The organism is Dellaglioa sp. CoH-56-MRSF-14, assembly GCF_056782115.1.
In genome coordinates, this window is the sequence record NZ_JBXAYB010000005.1 from 66,118 (window position 1) to 86,020 (window position 19,903).

Annotated in this window: 13 protein-coding genes; 8 read left to right on the plus strand and 5 right to left on the minus strand. The window is 35.6% G+C overall.

Annotated features, from left to right (window positions below):
• Window positions 1-36 precede the first annotated feature (36 nt).
• Window positions 37-1,845: an oligoendopeptidase F gene (pepF, locus tag AC1RPX_RS06390; RefSeq protein WP_481761748.1), complete on the minus strand. Its 1,809-nt coding sequence runs from the start codon at window positions 1,843-1,845 to the stop codon at window positions 37-39.
• Between the two features lie 173 nt (window positions 1,846-2,018).
• Between pepF and AC1RPX_RS06395 the strand changes: the two genes are divergently transcribed.
• A complete protein-coding gene (locus tag AC1RPX_RS06395; protein WP_481761747.1) occupies window positions 2,019-2,357 on the plus strand; it encodes a YxeA family protein in 339 nt (112 codons plus the stop codon).
• 107 nt (window positions 2,358-2,464) lie between these two features.
• Here AC1RPX_RS06395 and spxB read toward each other — a convergent pair whose 3' ends face one another.
• The 3 genes from spxB to AC1RPX_RS06410 form a co-directional block, all read right to left on the minus strand.
• Entirely contained in the window at window positions 2,465-4,216 is a 1,752-nt protein-coding gene (gene spxB / locus AC1RPX_RS06400) for a pyruvate oxidase (protein ID WP_481761746.1), read from the minus strand.
• A 202-nt stretch (window positions 4,217-4,418) separates the two neighbouring features.
• The gene (locus tag AC1RPX_RS06405) at window positions 4,419-5,501 is read right to left on the minus strand and encodes an LCP family glycopolymer transferase (protein ID WP_481761745.1); all 1,083 of its coding nucleotides are present in this window, start codon (window positions 5,499-5,501) and stop codon (window positions 4,419-4,421) included.
• Between the two features lie 50 nt (window positions 5,502-5,551).
• Window positions 5,552-6,898: a hemolysin family protein gene (locus tag AC1RPX_RS06410; RefSeq protein WP_481761744.1), complete on the minus strand. Its 1,347-nt coding sequence runs from the start codon at window positions 6,896-6,898 to the stop codon at window positions 5,552-5,554.
• A 198-nt stretch (window positions 6,899-7,096) separates the two neighbouring features.
• Between AC1RPX_RS06410 and AC1RPX_RS06415 the strand changes: the two genes are divergently transcribed.
• From AC1RPX_RS06415 to AC1RPX_RS06445, 7 genes are all read left to right on the plus strand, one after another.
• Complete coding sequence (locus AC1RPX_RS06415) at window positions 7,097-8,065, plus strand: ribose-phosphate diphosphokinase (RefSeq protein ID WP_481761743.1); 969 nt, start codon at window positions 7,097-7,099, stop codon at window positions 8,063-8,065.
• 138 nt (window positions 8,066-8,203) lie between these two features.
• A complete protein-coding gene (locus AC1RPX_RS06420; RefSeq protein ID WP_481761742.1) occupies window positions 8,204-11,773 on the plus strand; it encodes a PD-(D/E)XK nuclease family protein in 3,570 nt (1,189 codons plus the stop codon).
• Window positions 11,766-15,506, plus strand: coding sequence for a helicase-exonuclease AddAB subunit AddA (gene addA / locus AC1RPX_RS06425; protein ID WP_481761741.1), 3,741 nt, complete (start codon window positions 11,766-11,768; stop codon window positions 15,504-15,506). Before AC1RPX_RS06420 ends, addA begins: the two co-directional genes overlap by 8 nt.
• Before the next feature lie 492 nt (window positions 15,507-15,998).
• On the plus strand, window positions 15,999-16,982 hold the full coding sequence (locus tag AC1RPX_RS06430; protein ID WP_481761740.1) for a mannose/fructose/sorbose PTS transporter subunit IIA: 984 nt from the start codon (window positions 15,999-16,001) through the stop codon (window positions 16,980-16,982).
• 38 nt (window positions 16,983-17,020) lie between these two features.
• The gene (locus tag AC1RPX_RS06435; protein WP_481761739.1) at window positions 17,021-17,824 is read left to right on the plus strand and encodes a PTS mannose/fructose/sorbose transporter subunit IIC; all 804 of its coding nucleotides are present in this window, start codon (window positions 17,021-17,023) and stop codon (window positions 17,822-17,824) included.
• Window positions 17,825-17,847: 23 nt separating this feature from the next.
• Window positions 17,848-18,756 (plus strand): PTS system mannose/fructose/sorbose family transporter subunit IID, encoded by a 909-nt coding sequence (locus tag AC1RPX_RS06440; protein ID WP_481761738.1) that lies wholly within the window; start codon window positions 17,848-17,850, stop codon window positions 18,754-18,756.
• A gap of 105 nt (window positions 18,757-18,861) precedes the next feature.
• On the plus strand, window positions 18,862-19,248 hold the full coding sequence (locus AC1RPX_RS06445; protein ID WP_409021995.1) for a DUF956 family protein: 387 nt from the start codon (window positions 18,862-18,864) through the stop codon (window positions 19,246-19,248).
• Between the two features lie 31 nt (window positions 19,249-19,279).
• Here the strand turns inward: AC1RPX_RS06445 and AC1RPX_RS06450 are convergent, their stop codons facing one another.
• Window positions 19,280-19,807 carry a hypothetical protein gene (locus tag AC1RPX_RS06450; RefSeq protein WP_481761737.1) on the minus strand — a complete coding sequence of 176 codons (528 nt, stop codon included), beginning with the start codon at window positions 19,805-19,807 and terminating at the stop codon, window positions 19,280-19,282.
• Between the last annotated feature and the right edge of the window lie 96 nt (window positions 19,808-19,903).

Consider the following 19,903-nt stretch of genomic DNA (forward strand, 5'->3'; position numbering starts at 1 on the left):
AGAGACACTAAACTTTTTAGTGTCTCTCCTTTATTTTTAAATTTCTTTCGTTAAAGCAATGATTTTATTCACGGTATCATCTAAAAATTGAATTGTTTGATTGAGAGGTTCATCCGTAGTGATATCAACGCCTGCAACTTTAGCTGCTTCAATTGGGGCTAATTCGCCACCTAATTTTAAGAAGGCAAGCCAAGCTTCTGTCGTATTTTCTGGATCTTTCAATAAGTTCAAGTGTGCTTGTGTTGAAATGGCAAGACCTGCTGAATATGTGTATGAATAGAGGCCCATGTAATAGTGTGATTGGCGCATCCAAGTTAGTTCAGCACCGTCATTTATTTCAACATCTGGTCCCCAGAATGCTTCAAGGACATGACGTTTAATTTCACTTAATTGATCACCATCAAATCCTTGTCCAGCGTCAATGAGTTGATAAACTTCACGTTGGTAAGCTGCTTCAAGTAAATGGGTCACAAAGTTATGGAAATAAGTATTCGTTAACATTTTTGAATAAGCAAAACGTTTTAAGCGAGGTTCACTTGATTGATTTTCAATTGAACTTGTTAGTAATAGTTCATTGAATGTAGAAGGCGCTTCAACCAAATAAGTAGAAGGTTCACTACCCAAAATTGATTGGTTATCCTGTGTTAAAATGGCTTGCCCTGCATGACCGAGCTCATGAATTAAAGTATAGACATCGGCTAATTCGTTCGTCCATGACATTAAAATATAAGGATGTTTGCCATAAGGAGTTGTTTCAAAGCCACCCGTTTCCTTACCAATATTTTGTGGAAAATCAACCCAACGTTCTGGGAATGAACGAGCAACCATGGCTTGATAGTCAGATCCAAGTGGCGCAACTGCATCGTTGACATATTTCTTAGCTTCTTCAATTGAAACTTCTGGTGCGAAATCAGGATCTAAATCGATTTGTAAATCAGCAAAGGTCATTTTATCTAAACCGCGAACTTCTTTGACATGTGCAGCGTATTTTTGCATAACAGGTGCTAATTTAGTCATGATTGTATCAATTTGACGATTGAATAATGAACGGTCAACTTCTTGTTCTGCTAATAAGTAATCAAAAACTGAATGATAGCCACGTAAAGTAGCAATTCTTTTCTCCATAGATACTTGATTATAATAGTTAGCCGCAATTGTATGCTTATAATGATTTAATGTTGTTGAGAAGCTTTTAAATGCTGCATGACGAATAGCTGCGTCTGGATTGTATTGGTACGTATTTTCATATAAAACAAATGACATTGGATATGTCACACCATTTACTTCAAAATCAGAAAAGTCCATATCAGCTGCTCGAGTTTGACCGTAAACTGATTCTGGTGCAGAAAAATTAGGTTGGAAGGTCGCAAGGACTTGTTCAACCTCAGGACTTAACTGGAATTCTTTTTGTTTCTTTAATTGACGAATATAAGCTTTTAATTTTGGATTTGTTGCAACAACGTCGTCCAATAATTTAACTGGATTTTCTAGTAATTCAATATCAAAGAAAACCAGTTTTGTCGTAATTTCGGCAGAAAGTGCTTCAAAATCGCGCATTAACTGATTGGCTGTTGCATCAGTAATATCAACTGCTTGCTGTAAAAATGCATAATGTTCAATATGTGATAAGCGAGTGTAAATATCTTCCAAGTCATTGAAGGCGGTACTAATTGGAGCTAGTTCTCCTAAATGGCTATGGTAAGTAGAAACAAAGGTTTGAACGAGGTCACGAACTAAATCGATATCCGTCTGGAATGCAAGATCATTTGGATAAATGGCTGTTAAATCCCATGTTAGTGCTTCAGGTACTTCATTTCTATTAACTAGTTGGTGAGTTTTTGTCATAATCGTAACCTCCTAATGTTTGTATGGTTAGTATTGTATCATTATATAGAATTAAATGAGTAAAAAAGGATTATAATATAATTTTTTGATAATCTTCGATTAGTACAAGTCAAATTAGTGGTTTAATGCATGGTTATTTGAGATTATGAATTAAATAAAAGGAGGTAGAATAAATGAAAAAAATAATTGTATTAATTATCGCTATTCTATTAGTTGGCGGCGGGTACTTATACTATAGGACTAATTACTCAACTCAGGATTACTACACACAGATAACAGAAACAGGTAAAAAAGTGGTTAAAAAGGATCAAAATGGAAAAACGTATGCCGATTATAGCTATAATCAAATGGCTTATAATACTAAAAATGAAGCTAAGAAATTAACGTTTAATGGGAATAAAGAAAGACCGTTACGTCAAGGCGCCTATTTAAAATTAGCCTATAATGAAAAAAAAGGTGTTATTTCATGGGAAGAAGTTTCAAAAAAAGATCTACCTGTAAAATTAAAATAGAACCCAAAAAAAAAGACTGTAATGAAGAGGATAGTTATCTTCATTACAGTCTTTTGTTATTTAAAAATAACTATCTCTTAGGAATAGCTATTTTATTCGTGAGGGCATTATTTTGAGTATTTCTCGATTAAATCATCTAAGACAAGTAAGTCTTCTGCTTCGTAACGTTTACGGTAAGCAGCGATTTCTTCAGCTGAGAAATGTTTTGGATCGACAGCTAAATCTTCAACAGGGATGGCACGGTCGTCAGTGATTTTAACATCAATAACAACAGGACCTTCTGCTTTTATAGCTGTTTCAAATGCGGCAACTAATTCGTCATGTGTAGAAACTGAGATACCAAGCGTACCCATAGCGCTTCCGACTTGTGCCCAATCTGCGTCATTGAAATCAATACCATAGAATGGTTGACCTTCATCTTCTTGTTCATCTTGAATGAAACCAAAATGTTGGTTAGAGAAGACAATATTAATGACATGTTGTTTGTATTTTACTTGTGTTAATAAATCTTGAACAATCATAGCAAATGCGCCATCACCGACAAGGTTAAAGACTTGACGGTCAGGGAAGGCTGATTTAGCAGCAATTGCTGCACCCATACCATAACCCATTGTTGCAAATAAGGCAGATGTTGTGAATTTTTGTTTAGGATTCATATCTAAGTAACGTAAGCTATTCATTGTAACATTACCAACATCAACTGCGAAAATGTCATCGCCTGTGGCATGTTTGTTGATTTCTTTAAAGACAGAAGCAGGTTGAAGTGGTGTTGTTGTCTTGTCCTCAAATTTCTTGAGGTAAGTACGCCAGTTAGCCATATCTTCAATAGTTGCATCGAAGAATGGACGACTTTCAACAGGAGCACCAGCTAATTCAACAAAGCGAGCTAATGTTTTCTTAGCATCACTGAGTAAAGCGACATCAACTGCATGACGTTTACCAATTTTTGATGCATCAATATCGATTTGGATAAATTTCATATCGGGTTTTAAGACTTTTTTAGTTTGTGAGAAAGGTAAATCAGCTCCTACAAAGACAACTAAGTCAGCGGCAGCAATTGCTTCATCAGCAGGTTTTGTTGCAACTCGGTAAGTTGACCCTAAGTTAGCACGATAACTATCAGGAACAGTTCCTTTATTGATAGCTGTAATAATTACAGGCATTTTAAAATGTTCAGAGAAAGCAATTACTTCATCAGTAGCACCTTTTGTACCAATACCAGCGAATAAAACAGGTTGTTTAGCTTCTTTAATAAGTGCTAAAGCCTCTTTAATTTTTGAATCATTTGGTTCAGGTAAAATAGGTGTTGTGTAATTGTGACCTGAAGCGTAATAACTGTCAGCGTCGATATCCATCCAACCAAAGTCATTTGGAATTGTAACAACTGCTACACCTTTGTATTGGTAAGCTGTTCTGATAGCTTGATCAATTACACGAGGTAAGCTTTCTGGAGTCATAACTGTTCTATTATAGACAGAAACGTCAGCAAACATTGGATTTTCGTTCATTTCTTGGAATGAATCCATGTTCATTGCAGATGAAGCAACCTGACCGATTAAAGCAAGAACAGGAACATGGTCTTGTTGTGCGTCATATAAACCATTGAATAAATGTGTTGCCCCAGGACCTGCTGAACCAAAGACAACCCCAACTTTACCAGTTAGTTTTGCTTCAGCGGCAGCAGCAAGTGCCCCAACTTCTTCATGACGTACTTGAACGTAATTAATGTTTTCTTTTTCTGATTCAAGAGCACGCATTGTTGTATTGAATGATCCACCGGGTAACCCATAGACATTTTCAACTTTCCAATCCTGTAATACCTTTAACATTGCAATTGATGCTTTAATTTTTTCTGACATAATATAAATCCCCACTTTCATTTAAATAACAAAGTATCTTGTACCATCTATTATTACACTTTATGGTACCGTTTACAAATGAAATGTATGAATAAAATAAATTTTTTTTACGGACCTATTTTCTATATGAAATTTAATCAATATAAATAAAAAAGCATCATCAGAAGTTGCCTTCTTGATGATGCGAGTAGTGTATAGGTCATTATTTTCGAGTTGTGTTAATTGTTGAATTTGTTAATAAAGTATTGCCCGTTTCTGCTTTAACTAAATCTAAGGCAGATCTAAGTTTATCGGTAATACGTTGCTTCTCTGGTGTATCAGCGACTTCAAAAGCTTCACCGTTAATCATGGTTCCAGTTCCTTGTAGGTGATCAGATTTTGAATGGTGCGTGGCAACACGATAGCTAGTTCCTAGAGTCACTAAATCATCAAATGATAAATCTGTTTTCAATTGAGAAGACATCGTGTCTAAGAATTTTTGATTTAATAAGTTTTGTAAGTTTGTACTCTGTAAGGCAACAGACATGATAATCTGGCGTTGACGTTTTTGACGGCCATAATCACCAAGTGGATCCTCATGACGCATTCGGGCATAAGATAATGCATCTGCACCATTAACATGAGTTTTAACACCTTTTTTAAAGTGTGCACCTTGATAGGTGAACGATAGTGGTGGTGTGACATCAACGCCACCAACCGCATTAACTAATGTTTCGAGTCCGCCCATATTAATGGTTGCATAGAAATCAATAGGGACGTTCAAATATTTCTCGACTGTTTTAACAGCAGAAGCAGGACCACCATAAGCATAGGCAGAATTTAATTTACTTGGGAATTCTGATTCATAACCAGAAACCGCAACTTCTGCATCTCGGGGTAAACTGACTAACGTCATTGATTCCGTTTTAGGATTTAAAGTTGCGACAATTAAGGTATCTGTTCGACCGCCAACTTTTGCACGGCCTAACGCACCATCATCGGTTCCTAAAAGGAGAATTGAAATTGGATAGCCTGATTTTAAGACTGAAGAAACGTTTCTAGCTTTAGCGACTTTTGTCGGCGTATAAATTGAATCAGCTGCTTTTTTTGCGTTTGCGTAAGCTCTGTATGCATAAATACCGCCACCGACCAAAAGTAAGAGCAATAAAAGAAGAATTAAACGACGACGTTTTTTATTTGGTTTTTTCTTACCATTTTTTGGCAACGATGAGTGACGATTTTTACTTGGATTAGAAGTGGAATCTGCAATTGATTCCTGCTGATATAGTTCTCTACGAGTAGGCATAAATATAAAATTCCCTCCAATTAGTAATGACTAAATTATTTCTTATCAGTTCATTGTTCTTCAATTGCGTCTACCTGAGTCGTCGTATGTTTAACATTAAACCAATCAATGTAGTTACGTTTAAACTCAATAATCTTAAATTCAAAAGCATCAAACTTGATGACATCATTTAATTTAACTTTATGATTTTCGAGAATGAAACCTGCTAATGTAACACTTTCAGATGCTTTCATCGCTTTATTTTTAAATTTAAAGAAGCGTTCGAAATCATATAAAGTCGTTTTACCACTAATATTATATGAACCATCATCATTTTTGATAATGTATTCACTTGAAACGTCATCAATTTCATCTTTAACCGTTCCAAATAATTCTTCATAAATATCTTTATCCGTTACAATACCACTTGTACCACCATATTCATCAAGGACAACAACGATAGGTGTTTGTTTACTAATCATTTGGCTTAATAATGTTCTAATAGGTGTTGTTTCTGGTACTGTAATAATTGTTCTAAGTAGTTTACTAATTAAGACAGTATCATCAATCTCAGCTTGTCTAACTAAATCGTAGATATAGACGTAACCAAGAATTTTATCTTTATCATTGTTAGCAACTACTGGAAAACGGCTATAACCCTGATGTAAATAATCTTTAACGACATCGTGCACAGTATCTGTAATATCTACGACATAAAGACTTGTTCGATCGACCATAATATCTTTAGCAATTTTGTCATTTAAATCAAAGGCACGTTGCATATAGACATAATCATCTCTATCTAATTCACCACCTGAAACGGCATTTTGAGATAAAGATAAAATTTCTTTTTGAGTAAAAACTTCACTATTTTCATCAGTTGGCGTAATACCAATCATTTTAGCAACACGTGTTGCTGAGTTATTTAATAACCAAACTAATGGGTAAAAGGCAAGATGAAAGTAGCGTAATGGTGTTATAACAACCATTAAAACTTGAACGGGCATATCGATACTTAAGTTTTTAGGCACAATTTCTGTGTAAACCACTTCAACGTAAGTAAGGATTAAAACCCCGATAATTGCGCCAATGATATTTAACCCTGATTCAGAAGCAAAATGGAATAGTTTAAGCACATCTACAAGTAAAAATTCAATGGTTTTTTCACCAACCCAACCCAGAATAATACCAGCAACACTGACACCAACCTGTGTTGTTGAAAGGTATTCATTCAAATGGTTAAGCATTTTTAATGCTCTTTCTTGTTTTTTTCGATTTCCAATACCTGCTTCGATATCAGCTTCGATGGCACTTGGACGTGCTTGGACAAGTGCAAATTCTGCGGCAACGAAGAATGCTGCTGCAAATAATGTCACAAAGATAACAATCAAATTGATGATAACTGTACCGCTAGACAATTTTTGTGTCCCCCATAATTAAGTTATATTTTTAAGTTCGTATCTGTCTATTTTACCATTAAACATAAGGATTGTCGTTTAGTCTGAAGGAACAATTCAGATAATCTTAAACTTTTTACTTAGAGCATAGTAATTTAAGTGTAAATTCATTATAATAGAACTATAAAGAAAAAATACAGATTAATAACGGAGGCTATCATGTCGGGTCAATTCGCAAAAGGTCAATTAAAATTATTTGCACTTAATTCTAACGTTGAATTAGCGGAGAAGGTGGCTAAGGTTTTAAATACTAGTCTTTCTACAGCATCCGTGAAACATTTCAGTGATGGCGAAATTCAAATCAACATTGATGAAAGTATTCGTGGCGCAGATGTTTATGTTATCCAATCAATCTCAAATCCAGTAAATGAAAATTTACTGGAACTTTTGATTATGGTTGATGCGTTACGTCGTGCAAGTGCGGGTACAATTAACGTTGTAATGCCTTATTATGGTTATGCACGTTCAGATCGTAAAGCACGTTCACGTGAACCTATTACAGCTAAGTTAGTTGCAAACTTTATTCAATTAGCCGGTGTTTCTCGTGTAATTACACTTGATTTACATGCCGCTCAATTACAAGGATTCTTTAACATTCCAGTTGATCATTTAGTTTCTTTAGAAATCCAAGCTAAATACTTCATTGAAAATGGGATTACAGATGATGTTGTTGTGATTTCACCTGATCATAATAGTGTTAAAGGTGCTCGTAATATGGCTGAAAAGCTCAAAGCACAAATTGCTATTGTTGATAAACGTGGATCTGATTTTGCTGATAATATTGCAGCAACATCAATTATTGGCGATGTAAAAGGGCGTCGTTGTATCATTATTGATGATATGATTGATACAGGGACAATGATGACTGATGCAGCGCGTGCACTTAAAGCTGCTGGTGCAACAGATATTTATGCTTGTGCAACACATGCTGTGATGTCAAAAGGTGCGATTGAAGCTTTATCTGATGACAATATTAAACAAGTGATTGTAACAGATAGTATCGTTGTTCCAGAAGCTGACAAGCTCGATAAACTTGTGCGCTTATCAGTTGCCGACTTGTTTGGCCAAGCAATTGATTTAATTCATAAGAATCGCTCAGTTGATAAACTATTTACAGAAAAAGATTAAATTAAAATGAACCGCTGGTTAAATCACCTTTGTGATTTGTCCAGCGGTTTTTATGTGTTCTTAAAAAAATATAACAGCTAAATATGGTATATTATTAGGTAATGATAACGAGTTAGCGGTATGAAAAGGGGAGTTAAAATGAGTTTAAAATTTGTCCTAGGAAAAGCTAGTAAAGACCATCAAGCAAGCCTTGTTGCACAATTAAAAGCAGCGCAAACGACTGATTCAACGGCATCTTTTTTTTATCTTGTTCCCAATCATATTAAGTTCGAAGCAGAAGTTAGTATCCTTGAAGCATTAGGTAAAGACAAACTTGTCGAACAAAATATTTTTGCACAATCGAACGTCCAAGTCTTTTCGTTTACTCGATTAGCTTGGTTCTTTTTGAAGAATACACCCTATTATCAGATTCCTCGTTTATCTCAGTCTGGATTAAATATGTTAGTTTATCAATTAATTTCGGAACATGAAGATGAATTAACAATATTTCGTGGTGAAAGGACCCAAACTGGGTTTATTTCACAACTAGTCAGCCAACTGAAAGAATTAAAAGTTGGTTGTGTGACAGTTGATGATTTAACTCGGATTGCTGAATCTTTCCCAACGACTGGGGACTTAGGTGCTAAATTAGATGATTTACAAATTATCTATCGCGCATTTGATGCTGCGATGGCTGACCGATATATTGAAAATAATGATTTATTAGCAGAGTTGAGTCGTTATTTAACAGATGACGTTTTGAAGACGAGTTATTTTTATATTGACCATTTTTCTCAATTTACAGCACAAGAGCAGGAGCTCGTGAACGCACTGATTAAGGGTGCGAAACAGATTACAATTGGCTTAGTCTTAGATAAAGGCAATGCACATGAAGTTGCTGAAAAATCTGACTTATTTTATAAATCAAGCCGGATGTATGTTAATTTGATTGAAAAAGCACATCAAGCTCAGATTCCAGTGCTAACGGATAGTTATGCTGAAACCAAAGTTAACCAGAATCCCGACTTATCTCGTCTGGAAGATTTTTGGATTGACTCTAGACGGTTAGTTAAAACAAAATCAGAAAGGTTAGAAAATTCAGATTCTATTCAACTTTTTGAAGCCGATAGTCGGTATATTGAAATTCGACAAGTGGCGACAAAAATTCGCCAGTTAGTTGCAACTAAGGAGTATCGTTATCGAGATTTTATGATTTTAACGCGGCATTTAGATAGCTACGAAACGGTTATTCCACCGGTTTTTAAAGAATTTAAAATACCTTATTTTAACGATTTACAACACGCAATGGCTGACCATCCCTTAGTCGAGTTACTGGCAGCGTTATTTGAGGTGAAAGAAAAGCATTATCAATATGGCGCAATGATGCGCTTATTAAAAACTGAATTATTAATACCACAAATAGAAAATCATGCTATGCCAATTGAACAGTACCGTAGTGCTGTTGATTTAACAGAAAATATGGTTTTAAAATACGGTTTTTCTGGTTCTCAGTGGCTACGTGAAGATGATTGGACGTTCTACCGGTTTGATTTTACGGATGCAGATGAGCAACAGACGGATAAGGACCAAAGTATCACAGTACAAATTAATCAAATTAGACATTTTGTTAAAGACGTTTTACCAGGATTCTTCAATCAACTAGATCAGGCGACAACCGGTGAAGAGGGGGCAAAGCTAATTTATCAGTTTCTTGTTGAACAAGGTGTGACACAACGCTTGTTAAGTTGGCGAGACCGCTATTTAGCTGCTGGAAACATCTCACAATCAGAAGAACCAGAACAAACTTGGCAAACATTTGTTGGGATGTTAGATGAATATGTTGAAACATTGGGAACTAAAATGTTCAATACCGCTGACTTCATGGCCTTGATTCAAGCGGGATTTGAAGGGGCAAGTTACTCACAAGTGCCATCAACATTAGATCAGGTCGTTATTTCTGAATCAGGGATGGTTCAAATGAACAACCGAAAGATTACCTTTATGATTGGATCAACTGATATGGTGATGCCAGAACAAGTTAGTCAGACACAATTATTAACAGATGATGATCGGGCGAAAATGGCTAATCTATTAACTGATGATCAATACTTAGCCGATTCGGCTATTAGTCAAATGGCCGCTGAACCCTTTTTGAATTATCTCGGATTTTTAGGACCACGCGAACAATTGATTTTTTCATATCCAAGTGGCAACGATGGCGAAAAGAATTTAAATCCATCGCCTTATTTAATGATGATTAAAGAACACTTCAATTTATCAGTTCAACATTTAGCTGCTAATCCTGAATTAACAGAACAATCAGTCCTTGATTTTATCGGAACAAAACGTAGTACATTATCATCATTGGTTGTAGCTAGTCGACTTGCCAAAACAACTGCAGTATCCATGCCTAGTGCTTGGTTGTATGTGTTACGTCAACTGTCGGCTGACCCAGAAATGGGACCATTAACGAAACAATTATTAGGAAGCTTAGCGTATAAAAATATACCGGTTAAGTTGACGCCGGAAATTATAACTGATTTATATGGAACACAAATGAATACTTCAATTTCAAAACTAGAAACTTTCTATCGTAATCCATTTGAATATTTTTTACAATATGGGTTGAAATTGAAAGAACGAGACATTTTCGAGCTGTCTCCTGCAAGTACTGGTGAGTTTTTCCATATGGGGTTGGATGAGTTGATGAAAGTTGTGACTGAATCAAACCAAGTCTATGCCAATGTACCCAAAGAACAACTAGATGAATATTTGAATGTAATTTTAAAAGATATGCGCGAGTTACCTCAGTTCCAAATTCTTGGTAGTTCAAGTCGAATGGGCTATATTGCTAAACAATTAAGTCTTCTATTAAAACAAGTGACGCATGCCATGTGGCAACAAGGGCAACAAACAAAGATGAAGCCACTGAAAACAGAAGTTTTATTTGGTCATGTCGGTGCTGAGTCAGGTTTGAAAGCCCTAGCTTATAAGTTACCTGGCGGCCATTCAGTTAAAGTCCGCGGTAAAATTGATCGAATTGATTATATGAAGGTTGATTCAAAACAATATCTTGGAATCGTCGATTACAAATCAGGGATTCGAAAGTTTGATTTTAGTGATGCTTTCTATGGATTATCAATGCAAATGTTAACTTACTTGCAAGCATTGATTGAGAATGCAGAGGTAATTGCACCAAATACTGGACTGAAAACTTCGGCAGCTGGTGCAGTTTACATGCACTTACAAAATCCTAAGCTGAAAATTGAAGATGTACAGAAAAAAGGATTGGATAATACGTTGTTGAAAGCAAACCAAATGGATGGGCTATTATTGGAAGATGAGCAGTTACTGAGCCATTTAGATACTGATTTTGAAGACGAATCAACAGGGTTTTCATTAATCTATCCATTTAGAAAAACGAAAAAAGGGTTCACATCACCATCAGCTCGTTCAAAAAAATTGATTTCACAATCAGATTTAGATTTCTTGTTGGTACACAATAAACAATTAATTATTGATGCGGCAACAGATATTTTCGAAGGGATAATCGATTTAAGTCCGGCTAGATGGAACGCTAAAAAAACAGCCCTACAATATTCACCATATAAATCAATATTCCAATTTGATGCGATGTTACCCGAAAATAATTACCATGAAATAAGTAAATTAAGCTGGGAAGAAATTGAAAAACGGATTATAGACGGGGAGGCCGACAGTAATGAGTAAGTTTACATTTACACCAAATCAACAACGTGCTATCGATGAAAGTGGGACTAATATTCTTGTATCAGCCTCTGCCGGTTCCGGTAAAACACGAGTTTTAGTTGAACGCGTCATTCAAAAAATATTAACGGGAACAGCTATTGATGACTTATTAGTTGTTACGTTTACAGACGCTGCAGCTAAAGAAATGCGTCAACGGATTCAGGTGGCACTTCAAAAGGCAATCAATGAAGCAGACAATCATGAACAAAAACAACATTTAATGGATCAATTAATGCGCTTGCCAGTTGCAAATATTAGTACATTTGATGCATTTTGTCTCCAATTAATTAAACGCTACTATTATGTGATTGATTTGGATCCCGTTTTTAGAATGTTAACAGATATGACTGAGGCGGCTTTATTAAGAGAGAGTGTCTGGGAAGACGTCCGGGAAATGTTGTATGCCAAAGACGATGTCGACTTTGAGAGATTAACACAAAATTTTTCAAATGATCGAAATGATGATGGTTTATCTGAGTTGGTTTTTAGCCTATTTACATTTGCGAGTTCGAAACCAGATCCTACCGGTTGGTTGGCTAGTTTGGCAGCAACTTATGATGTTGGCGATAATTTAATCAGTAGTTCGTTTTACCAAAAGAGTATTAAGCCATTAGTTCAAGCAAATTTAACGCAAATCCAGGCCGATTTAAAAACGGCTCTAGAACTATCAATTCAATTTGGGTTAGAGAAACATCAAGCAGTGACTGAAGAAGAAAGTCAGATGTTGTTAGCTGTTGTCCAATCTGTTGAAAACGATGGTTCTTGGAATCAAATTCGCGATAATATTCGTGGGTACGAATTGAAACGTGCGCCTAGTGTGCCAGCTAAAAATTTAGAAGATGACCAAGCTGTTGCTAAGGATCAAATTAAAGAATTAAAAGCTGGAATAAAAAAACGTTTAGCTAACTTATCAGAACAATTTTTTGTTTTAAATGAAACAGAAACACTGCATATCATGACAGAATCTAAGAAATTAGTTGAAAAATTAGTCAGTGTGATTGGCTTATTTAGTGATGCCTTCACCAAAGAGAAACGTCAAAGACATATACTTGATTTTAATGATTTGGAGCATTTAGCACTGGACATTTTAGCGAGTGATTCTGAATCTTCCGAGCAAACACAAGCTGCTCTACAAGGAAAATATGAAGAAGTTCTGGTAGATGAGTATCAGGATACTAATCAACTACAAGAAGCTATTTTGACAAGGGTAACCACGACTAATCCCGGTAATATGTTTATGGTGGGGGATGTAAAGCAGTCAATATATGGTTTTAGGCTGGCTGATCCTAGTTTGTTTTTAAGTAAATACCAAGCTTATAAAGAAACTGACAGTAATGGAAATCGAATTATCTTAGCTGAAAATTTTCGTTCTGTGAAGAATGTAACAGATGTGACTAACTTAATTTTTACCCAGATTATGGATGAAACCGTTGGACAAATGGCTTATGATAATGATGCTAAATTGGTTTTTGGGGCAAACTACTACCCAGATATTGAGCAAAAAGCAGAAGTGCTGATTTACGAATCTGATGAACCTGAATCTGCAGAAAGACCGGATGATGATAGTGAAGCAACGAATGATCAGTTTGAAATTGATGGTAAATCGGAAGGCCAAATTGCTTTAATTGGTCAACGGATTCAAGCGTTAATCGTAGATGAAACAGAGATTTTTGACCGTGATAAATCAGAAAAACGTCCCGTTGAATACCGAGATATTGCATTACTAGTCCCAACTCGTAAAAATAATTTGGTGATTATTGACCAATTTAAAAAAATGGGTATTCCAGTCGTTGTGAATGATGCGGAGAGCTATTTCCAAACAACTGAAATCAGAATTATGATGTCATTATTACGAATTATTGATAATCCCTATCAAGATATTCCATTGGTAAGTGTCCTACGGTCGCCAATTGTTGGATTAGATGAAAATCAACTGGCCTATTTACGGATTGGCAACCGAACAGATGATTACTATCAAGCGGTGTTAACTTTTTATCAAAATTTTGATACGTTTAAAGCAGGTAGCTTCGCAAAAACACTGTATAATAAAATTGAACGTTTCTTAACACAACTTTCGGGCTTTCGTGAAATCGCGCATGAAAATCAAATTGCGACCTTAATTTGGCAGATTTATCAGGATACTGGATTTCTTGATTATGTCGGGGGGATGCCAGCTGGAAGTCAGCGCCAAGCCAATTTACATGCGTTGTATAACCGAGCTCACGCTTACGAAAATAGTAGTTTTAAAGGTTTATTCCAGTTTGTGCGCTTCATTGAAAAAATGCAGGAACGCGATAAGGATTTAGCAGAAGCACCTGTACAAAATGTCGCAAATGCAGTGTCAGTCATGACAATTCATGGTAGTAAGGGACTTGAATTTCCAATGGTCTTCTTGGTTGACGCGACACACCAGTTTAATCAAATGGCGATGCGAAAACCTTATTTAATTGATGATCAGGCTGGATTAGGAATAACCTATTTAAATCCTGAAAATCGGACGATGGAAGATACGCTACAAAAAACAATTGTAAAATCAGCTGCTATTGCAAAATCAGAAGCGGAAGAAATGCGATTACTGTACGTAGCCTTAACGCGTGCGGAACAACGATTATTTATTGTGGGGGCTTACACAAATAAAAAAACGGCAATTAATCATTGGCAAAAGGCATTTCAAAGCCAACAATTAGTTTTAAATGCAACAGCTCGAAGTGGTATTAAAAATTTCATGGATTGGATTGGTATGGCGCTAGTTCGTCATCCTACTTTTGATATGTCACTATTATTGGATCCAGCAACATCATCACTACTATTAAGTGATGATGAAACGCAATTTAGCGTTAAATTTTATCAAAAAACCGACCTGAACCAGATGAGTAAAGTGAGTGAAGAAGTTTCTCAGACGGATTGGTTAGAAACAATCACGGGTGAGATGCCTGAGACGTTTGAGGATATTGATGTTAATCAAATTGATCAAGTCTTAAATTTTCAGTATCCATTCGATAATTTAACTAAAACAACTGCTTACCAAGCTGTATCGGAAGTAAAACGTCTATTCGATGATCCAGCTAATCGCGAAATGAATCAGTTGAGTATTGAAGGACAAGGCAACCGATACGTTACGAGTGAACTTGCTGTACCGAAATTTATGCAGGGAGTTGCAGCACCAATGGGAAGTGATATTGGGAGTGCAACTCATCTCATTTTACAAGAATTAGATTTAACTAGTGAGATAACTTTAGCGATAATCCAAGCTAAAATTGAGCAATTAGTGACGGCAAAAGTAGTCACTAAAGAAGTTGCTACGTTAATTAATGGACAACACATTGCCAATTTCTTTCAAACGGATTTAGGCAAAGAAATTCTAACTATAGGTAACGATGTACAACGTGAAGCGCCATTCTCAATGTTACTACCTGCCAATGAGCTATTTCAAAAGGTTGAGTCAAATAAGGAAAAAGTTTTGATCCATGGAATTATCGATGGTTATTTTGTAAAAGATAATACGTTGGTGGTATTTGATTATAAGACTGATAAAGTTTCTAAAGACAATACAATAGAAGAAATAGAAAAATTGACAGCACGTTATCGTGGCCAATTGAACTTATATGGCGAAGCACTAGAGAATATGACTGGGTTGAAAGTTGCGCATAAATATCTGTATTTGCTGTCTATTAATCAAGTTGTTGAAGTTTAATAATTCGAAGATCTCATTTCAATGAGGTCTTTTTTTAATCAATGAAAAGAATAAGAAAATATTTTAAGCAATTTCAATACCACTTTGTGTTAAAAAAATAAAATAGCATTGTATATAACAAAACTTTTTTTATAAATTGGTATAGATAAGATTTTGTTGAATGAAACAAGCTATGGAAACGTAAAAAAACCCATCATATAGGTTGATAACTAATATCTATACGATTAAATGGTATAATTGTAAGCGAATACAAATTAATATTTTTAATAGTAATTCGTAATCGTTGTGCTATACTTAACAACATAGACGTTATGGAAACGATATTATTTTTAAGTGTTTCGTAACATTTTAAAATTAAATCAGATTACCTAGGAACAAAAGCAAAATGCTTAAGTTGTTTTTGAAATAATTTTTGCGTGTTTTTATATTATAAATGTAAGCGTTTTTCCGGAGTTCTTACAGTAATCTGATAAAAATTTAGGAGGTTTTAAAATGGTTGGAATTGTAATTGCAAGTCACGGTAAATTTTCCGAAGGCATCATGCAATCCGGTTCAATGATTTTTGGTGAACAAGAAAATGTTCAAGCTGTAACTTTCATGCCAAACGAAGGACCAGACGATTTAAAAGCTCATCTTGAAGCAGCAATTGCTACTTTTGATGATCCTGAAGAAGTCTTATTCTTAGTTGATTTATGGGGTGGATCACCATTTAATCAAGCAAACGGTTTGCTTGACGCTCATAAAGATAAATGGGCAATTGTTACAGGTTTAAACTTACCAATGTTAATTGAAGCCTACGCAGCACGCTTGTCAATGGATTCTGCACAAGAAATTGCTGCAAGTATTCTAAGCGAAGCAAAAGGTGGCGTTAAGATTAAGCCAGAAGATTTAGCACCAAAAGAAGCAGCTGTTGTTGCAACAAACAAACCTACTGGTTCAATTCCTGAAGGAACTGTAATCGGTGATGGTAAAATTAAATACGTTTTAACACGTATTGATTCACGTTTATTGCATGGACAAGTTGCTACAGCATGGTCTAAATCAGTTAAGCCTGACCGTATTATCGTTGTTTCTGATAATGTTGCTAAGGATACACTTCGTAAAAACTTAATTGAACAAGCTTCACCACCTGGTATTATTGCACATGTTGTGCCAATTGCTAAGATGATTGAAGTTTCAAAAGACCCTCGTTTTGGTGGAATGAAAGCATTACTTCTTTTTGAAAGTCCACAAGATGTGTTAACAGCAATTGAAGGCGGAATGAAATTTGACGAAGTTAACCTTGGTTCAATGGCTCATTCAGTTGGTAAAGTAGTTGTTAACAACGTATTATCAATGGGACAAGACGATGTTGATACTTTTGAAAAACTAGAAGATAAGGGCGTTAAATTTGATGTCCGTAAAGTACCTAACGATTCAAAAGAGAATATGGCTAACATTCTCAAAAAAGCTAAAGGTGAATTAGCAAAAGCTTAAACAACACAATAAAAGAAAATTAATTTAGGAGGCTTATTATGTCAGCTATATCAATGATTTTAGTAGTAATTATTGCCTTTCTAGCTGGTATGGGTGGAATTTTAGATGAATTCCAATTCCATCAACCACTAGTGGCATGTACATTAATCGGGTTAGTAACCGGTAATTTAACCGCCGGAATTGTTTTAGGTGGTACACTTCAAATGATCGCACTTGGTTGGGCTAATGTCGGGGCAGCTATTGCACCCGATGCTGCACTTGCTTCAGTTGCATCAGCAATTATTTTAGTATTAGGTGGACAAGGGATTAAAGGTGTTGGATCAGCTATCGCTATCGCCGTTCCCCTTGCCGTTGCCGGATTATTCTTAACAATGGTTGTTCGTACACTTGCTGTTCCTATTGTTCATGCAATGGATGCAGCAGCAGAACAAGGTAATATCCGTAAGCTAGAAATATGGCATGTTCTTGCTATTGGTATGCAAGGTATCCGTATTGCTATTCCAGCCGGAGCATTGCTCTTTATTCCAGCTGAAACAGTTAAAGGTTTCCTTGAATCAATGCCCGCATGGTTAACAGATGGTATGGCTATTGGTGGTGGTATGGTTGTTGCCGTTGGTTATGCACTTGTTATTAACATGATGGCTACAAAAGAAGTATGGCCATTCTTTATTCTTGGTTTCGTAGTCGCAGCTATTACTCAATTAACATTGATCGCTATTGGTGCTATCGGTGTTGCTCTTGCTCTTATTTACTTGAACCTTTCAAAAATGGGTGGTTCATCAAATGGTGGCGGTGGCAATAATACCGGTGATCCACTTGGCGAAATTCTAAACGATTATTAAACTGGAAGAAGGAGGAATATATTATGGCAGATAAAATTGAATTAACTAAAAAAGATCGATTGGCTGTAGCATGGCGTTCAACGTTTATTCAAGGTTCATGGAACTACGAACGTATGCAAAATGGTGGTTGGACATTCTCAATGATTCCAGCAATTAAAAAATTATACAAAACTAAAGAAGAACGTACGTCAGCAATGAAACGACACATGGAATTCTTTAACACTCATCCTTATCTTGCTTCACCAATCCTTGGTGTTACATTAGCACTTGAAGAAGAACGTGCTAATGGTGCCCCTATTGATGATGTTGCAATTCAAGGTGTTAAAGTTGGTATGATGGGTCCTTTGGCTGGTGTCGGTGATCCCGTATTCTGGTTTACTGTTCGTCCAATGTTAGGTGCTTTAGGTGCTTCATTGGCTATGGGTGGTAACATTATGGGACCAATCATTTTCTTCGTAGCTTGGAATATCATCCGTATGGGATTCATGTGGTATACACAAGAATTCGGTTATAGAGCTGGTTCTAAGATTTCTGAAGATATGTCAGGTGGCTTATTACAAGATGTTACTAAAGGTGCTTCGGTACTGGGAATGTTCGTTTTAGCCGCATTAGTAGAACGTTGGGTTTCAATCAAATTTACGCCAGTTATTTCAACAGTTAAGTTGGATAAAGGTGCTTATATTGATTTTGATAAACTCCAAGGTGGAAAAGGCATGCAAACAGCTATGCAACAAGCTAGCGACGGTTTAGCTCTTTCACCAAATAAAGTAACAACATTACAAAATAACTTGGATCAATTAATTCCAGGTTTAGCAGCATTATTATTAACATTCTTCTGTATGTGGTTACTTAAGAAAAAAGTTTCACCAATTCTTATCATTCTAGGTTTATTCATAGTTGGTATCGGTGGACACGTACTTGGAATTTTATAAAATTTCAAAAAAACTCAGGAATTTTCCTGGGTTTTTTTATATGGTTCAATGCAATTAATTAAGGTATAATAAGATAACGTCAAAAAACATTGGAGTCGAAATACTATGGTCCAGTCAATTAATACAAAGGTAGACTTAACAATCGATGCAACTGCTTTCACAGGTTTAACTGATTATGGTAAAATCATGATTGGCGATAAAGGGTTTGAATTTTATAATGACCGTGATGCACGCAAGTTTATCCAAATTCCATGGGATGAAGTTGATCAAGTTATCGCGTCTGTGATGTTTAAAGGACGATGGATTCCGAGATATGCAATTAAAACGAAGAAGAATGGGACATTTACTTTTGCGTCTAAAAAACCAAAAATGGTGTTACGTGCAATGCGTAACTATGTTGATCCAGCTCATATGGTTCAATCACTTGGAATGGGCGATGTTTTAAAACGATCAGTTAAATCAATTTTTAATAAAAAAAGTAAAAATAAGTAATCAAAAAAACATTCTCATTGAGAATGTTTTTTTAGTAGATTAAAATATTTAAACGAAATTCTTCAAAACCATTATCAATTTGAAGTTCGTCGTCTTCGAACGTTAATTTCTTATAAGGACCGCCTGTCAAATAAGTGGCAATTTTATAATGTGGTAGGCCTGCCATAATATTATGGACCTGTAATGTATCCTCTTTTGGTAGGTAGCCGAGTTTTCGCATCACAGCTTGATCATCTTCAAAATAAAGTGCAATACGACTATTTTCATTGAATGATACAACATCTTCCTTTAAAGATAATTTATCAAATGACAAATCGACGGGATATTTCCAAACTTCAAGTTCTTCGTAATCAATAAGAAGGAGTAACTGAATGTTAGATTCTAAATCCTCATCGCGCCACCCTTTATTAATATTTTCATTTTTAGTTATTGTTTGTAAGACAACCTTAAAGTTTTGATTATAAAGTGATAAGTCATCAATTTCGGCATCAAGGTACCAAGGATGATTATTTTTAATTTCAAAATAGGGACTAATTGGGTATTTTTTTGAGTCAGACATTTGATTCACCTCTTTCGAACAATTGCTTTAAGTATATCCTATAATGGGTTGAAATGCAGGTCCTTTCGATTTCTAGTAGTCAGTCTTTATCTATGG

Excerpts from the sequence above, each read along its gene's own strand:
- pepF (WP_481761748.1), bottom strand. The coding sequence starts at position 1,845 with ATGACAAAAACTCACCAACTAGTTAATAGAAATGAAGTACCTGAAGCA.
- AC1RPX_RS06395 (WP_481761747.1), top strand. The coding sequence starts at position 2,019 with ATGAAAAAAATAATTGTATTAATTATCGCTATTCTATTAGTTGGCGGC.
- spxB (WP_481761746.1), bottom strand. The coding sequence starts at position 4,216 with ATGTCAGAAAAAATTAAAGCATCAATTGCAATGTTAAAGGTATTACAG.
- AC1RPX_RS06405 (WP_481761745.1), bottom strand. The coding sequence starts at position 5,501 with ATGCCTACTCGTAGAGAACTATATCAGCAGGAATCAATTGCAGATTCC.
- AC1RPX_RS06415 (WP_481761743.1), top strand. The coding sequence starts at position 7,097 with ATGTCGGGTCAATTCGCAAAAGGTCAATTAAAATTATTTGCACTTAAT.
- AC1RPX_RS06420 (WP_481761742.1), top strand. The coding sequence starts at position 8,204 with ATGAGTTTAAAATTTGTCCTAGGAAAAGCTAGTAAAGACCATCAAGCA.
- addA (WP_481761741.1), top strand. The coding sequence starts at position 11,766 with ATGAGTAAGTTTACATTTACACCAAATCAACAACGTGCTATCGATGAA.
- AC1RPX_RS06430 (WP_481761740.1), top strand. The coding sequence starts at position 15,999 with ATGGTTGGAATTGTAATTGCAAGTCACGGTAAATTTTCCGAAGGCATC.
- AC1RPX_RS06435 (WP_481761739.1), top strand. The coding sequence starts at position 17,021 with ATGTCAGCTATATCAATGATTTTAGTAGTAATTATTGCCTTTCTAGCT.
- AC1RPX_RS06440 (WP_481761738.1), top strand. The coding sequence starts at position 17,848 with ATGGCAGATAAAATTGAATTAACTAAAAAAGATCGATTGGCTGTAGCA.
- AC1RPX_RS06445 (WP_409021995.1), top strand. The coding sequence starts at position 18,862 with ATGGTCCAGTCAATTAATACAAAGGTAGACTTAACAATCGATGCAACT.
- AC1RPX_RS06450 (WP_481761737.1), bottom strand. The coding sequence starts at position 19,807 with ATGTCTGACTCAAAAAAATACCCAATTAGTCCCTATTTTGAAATTAAA.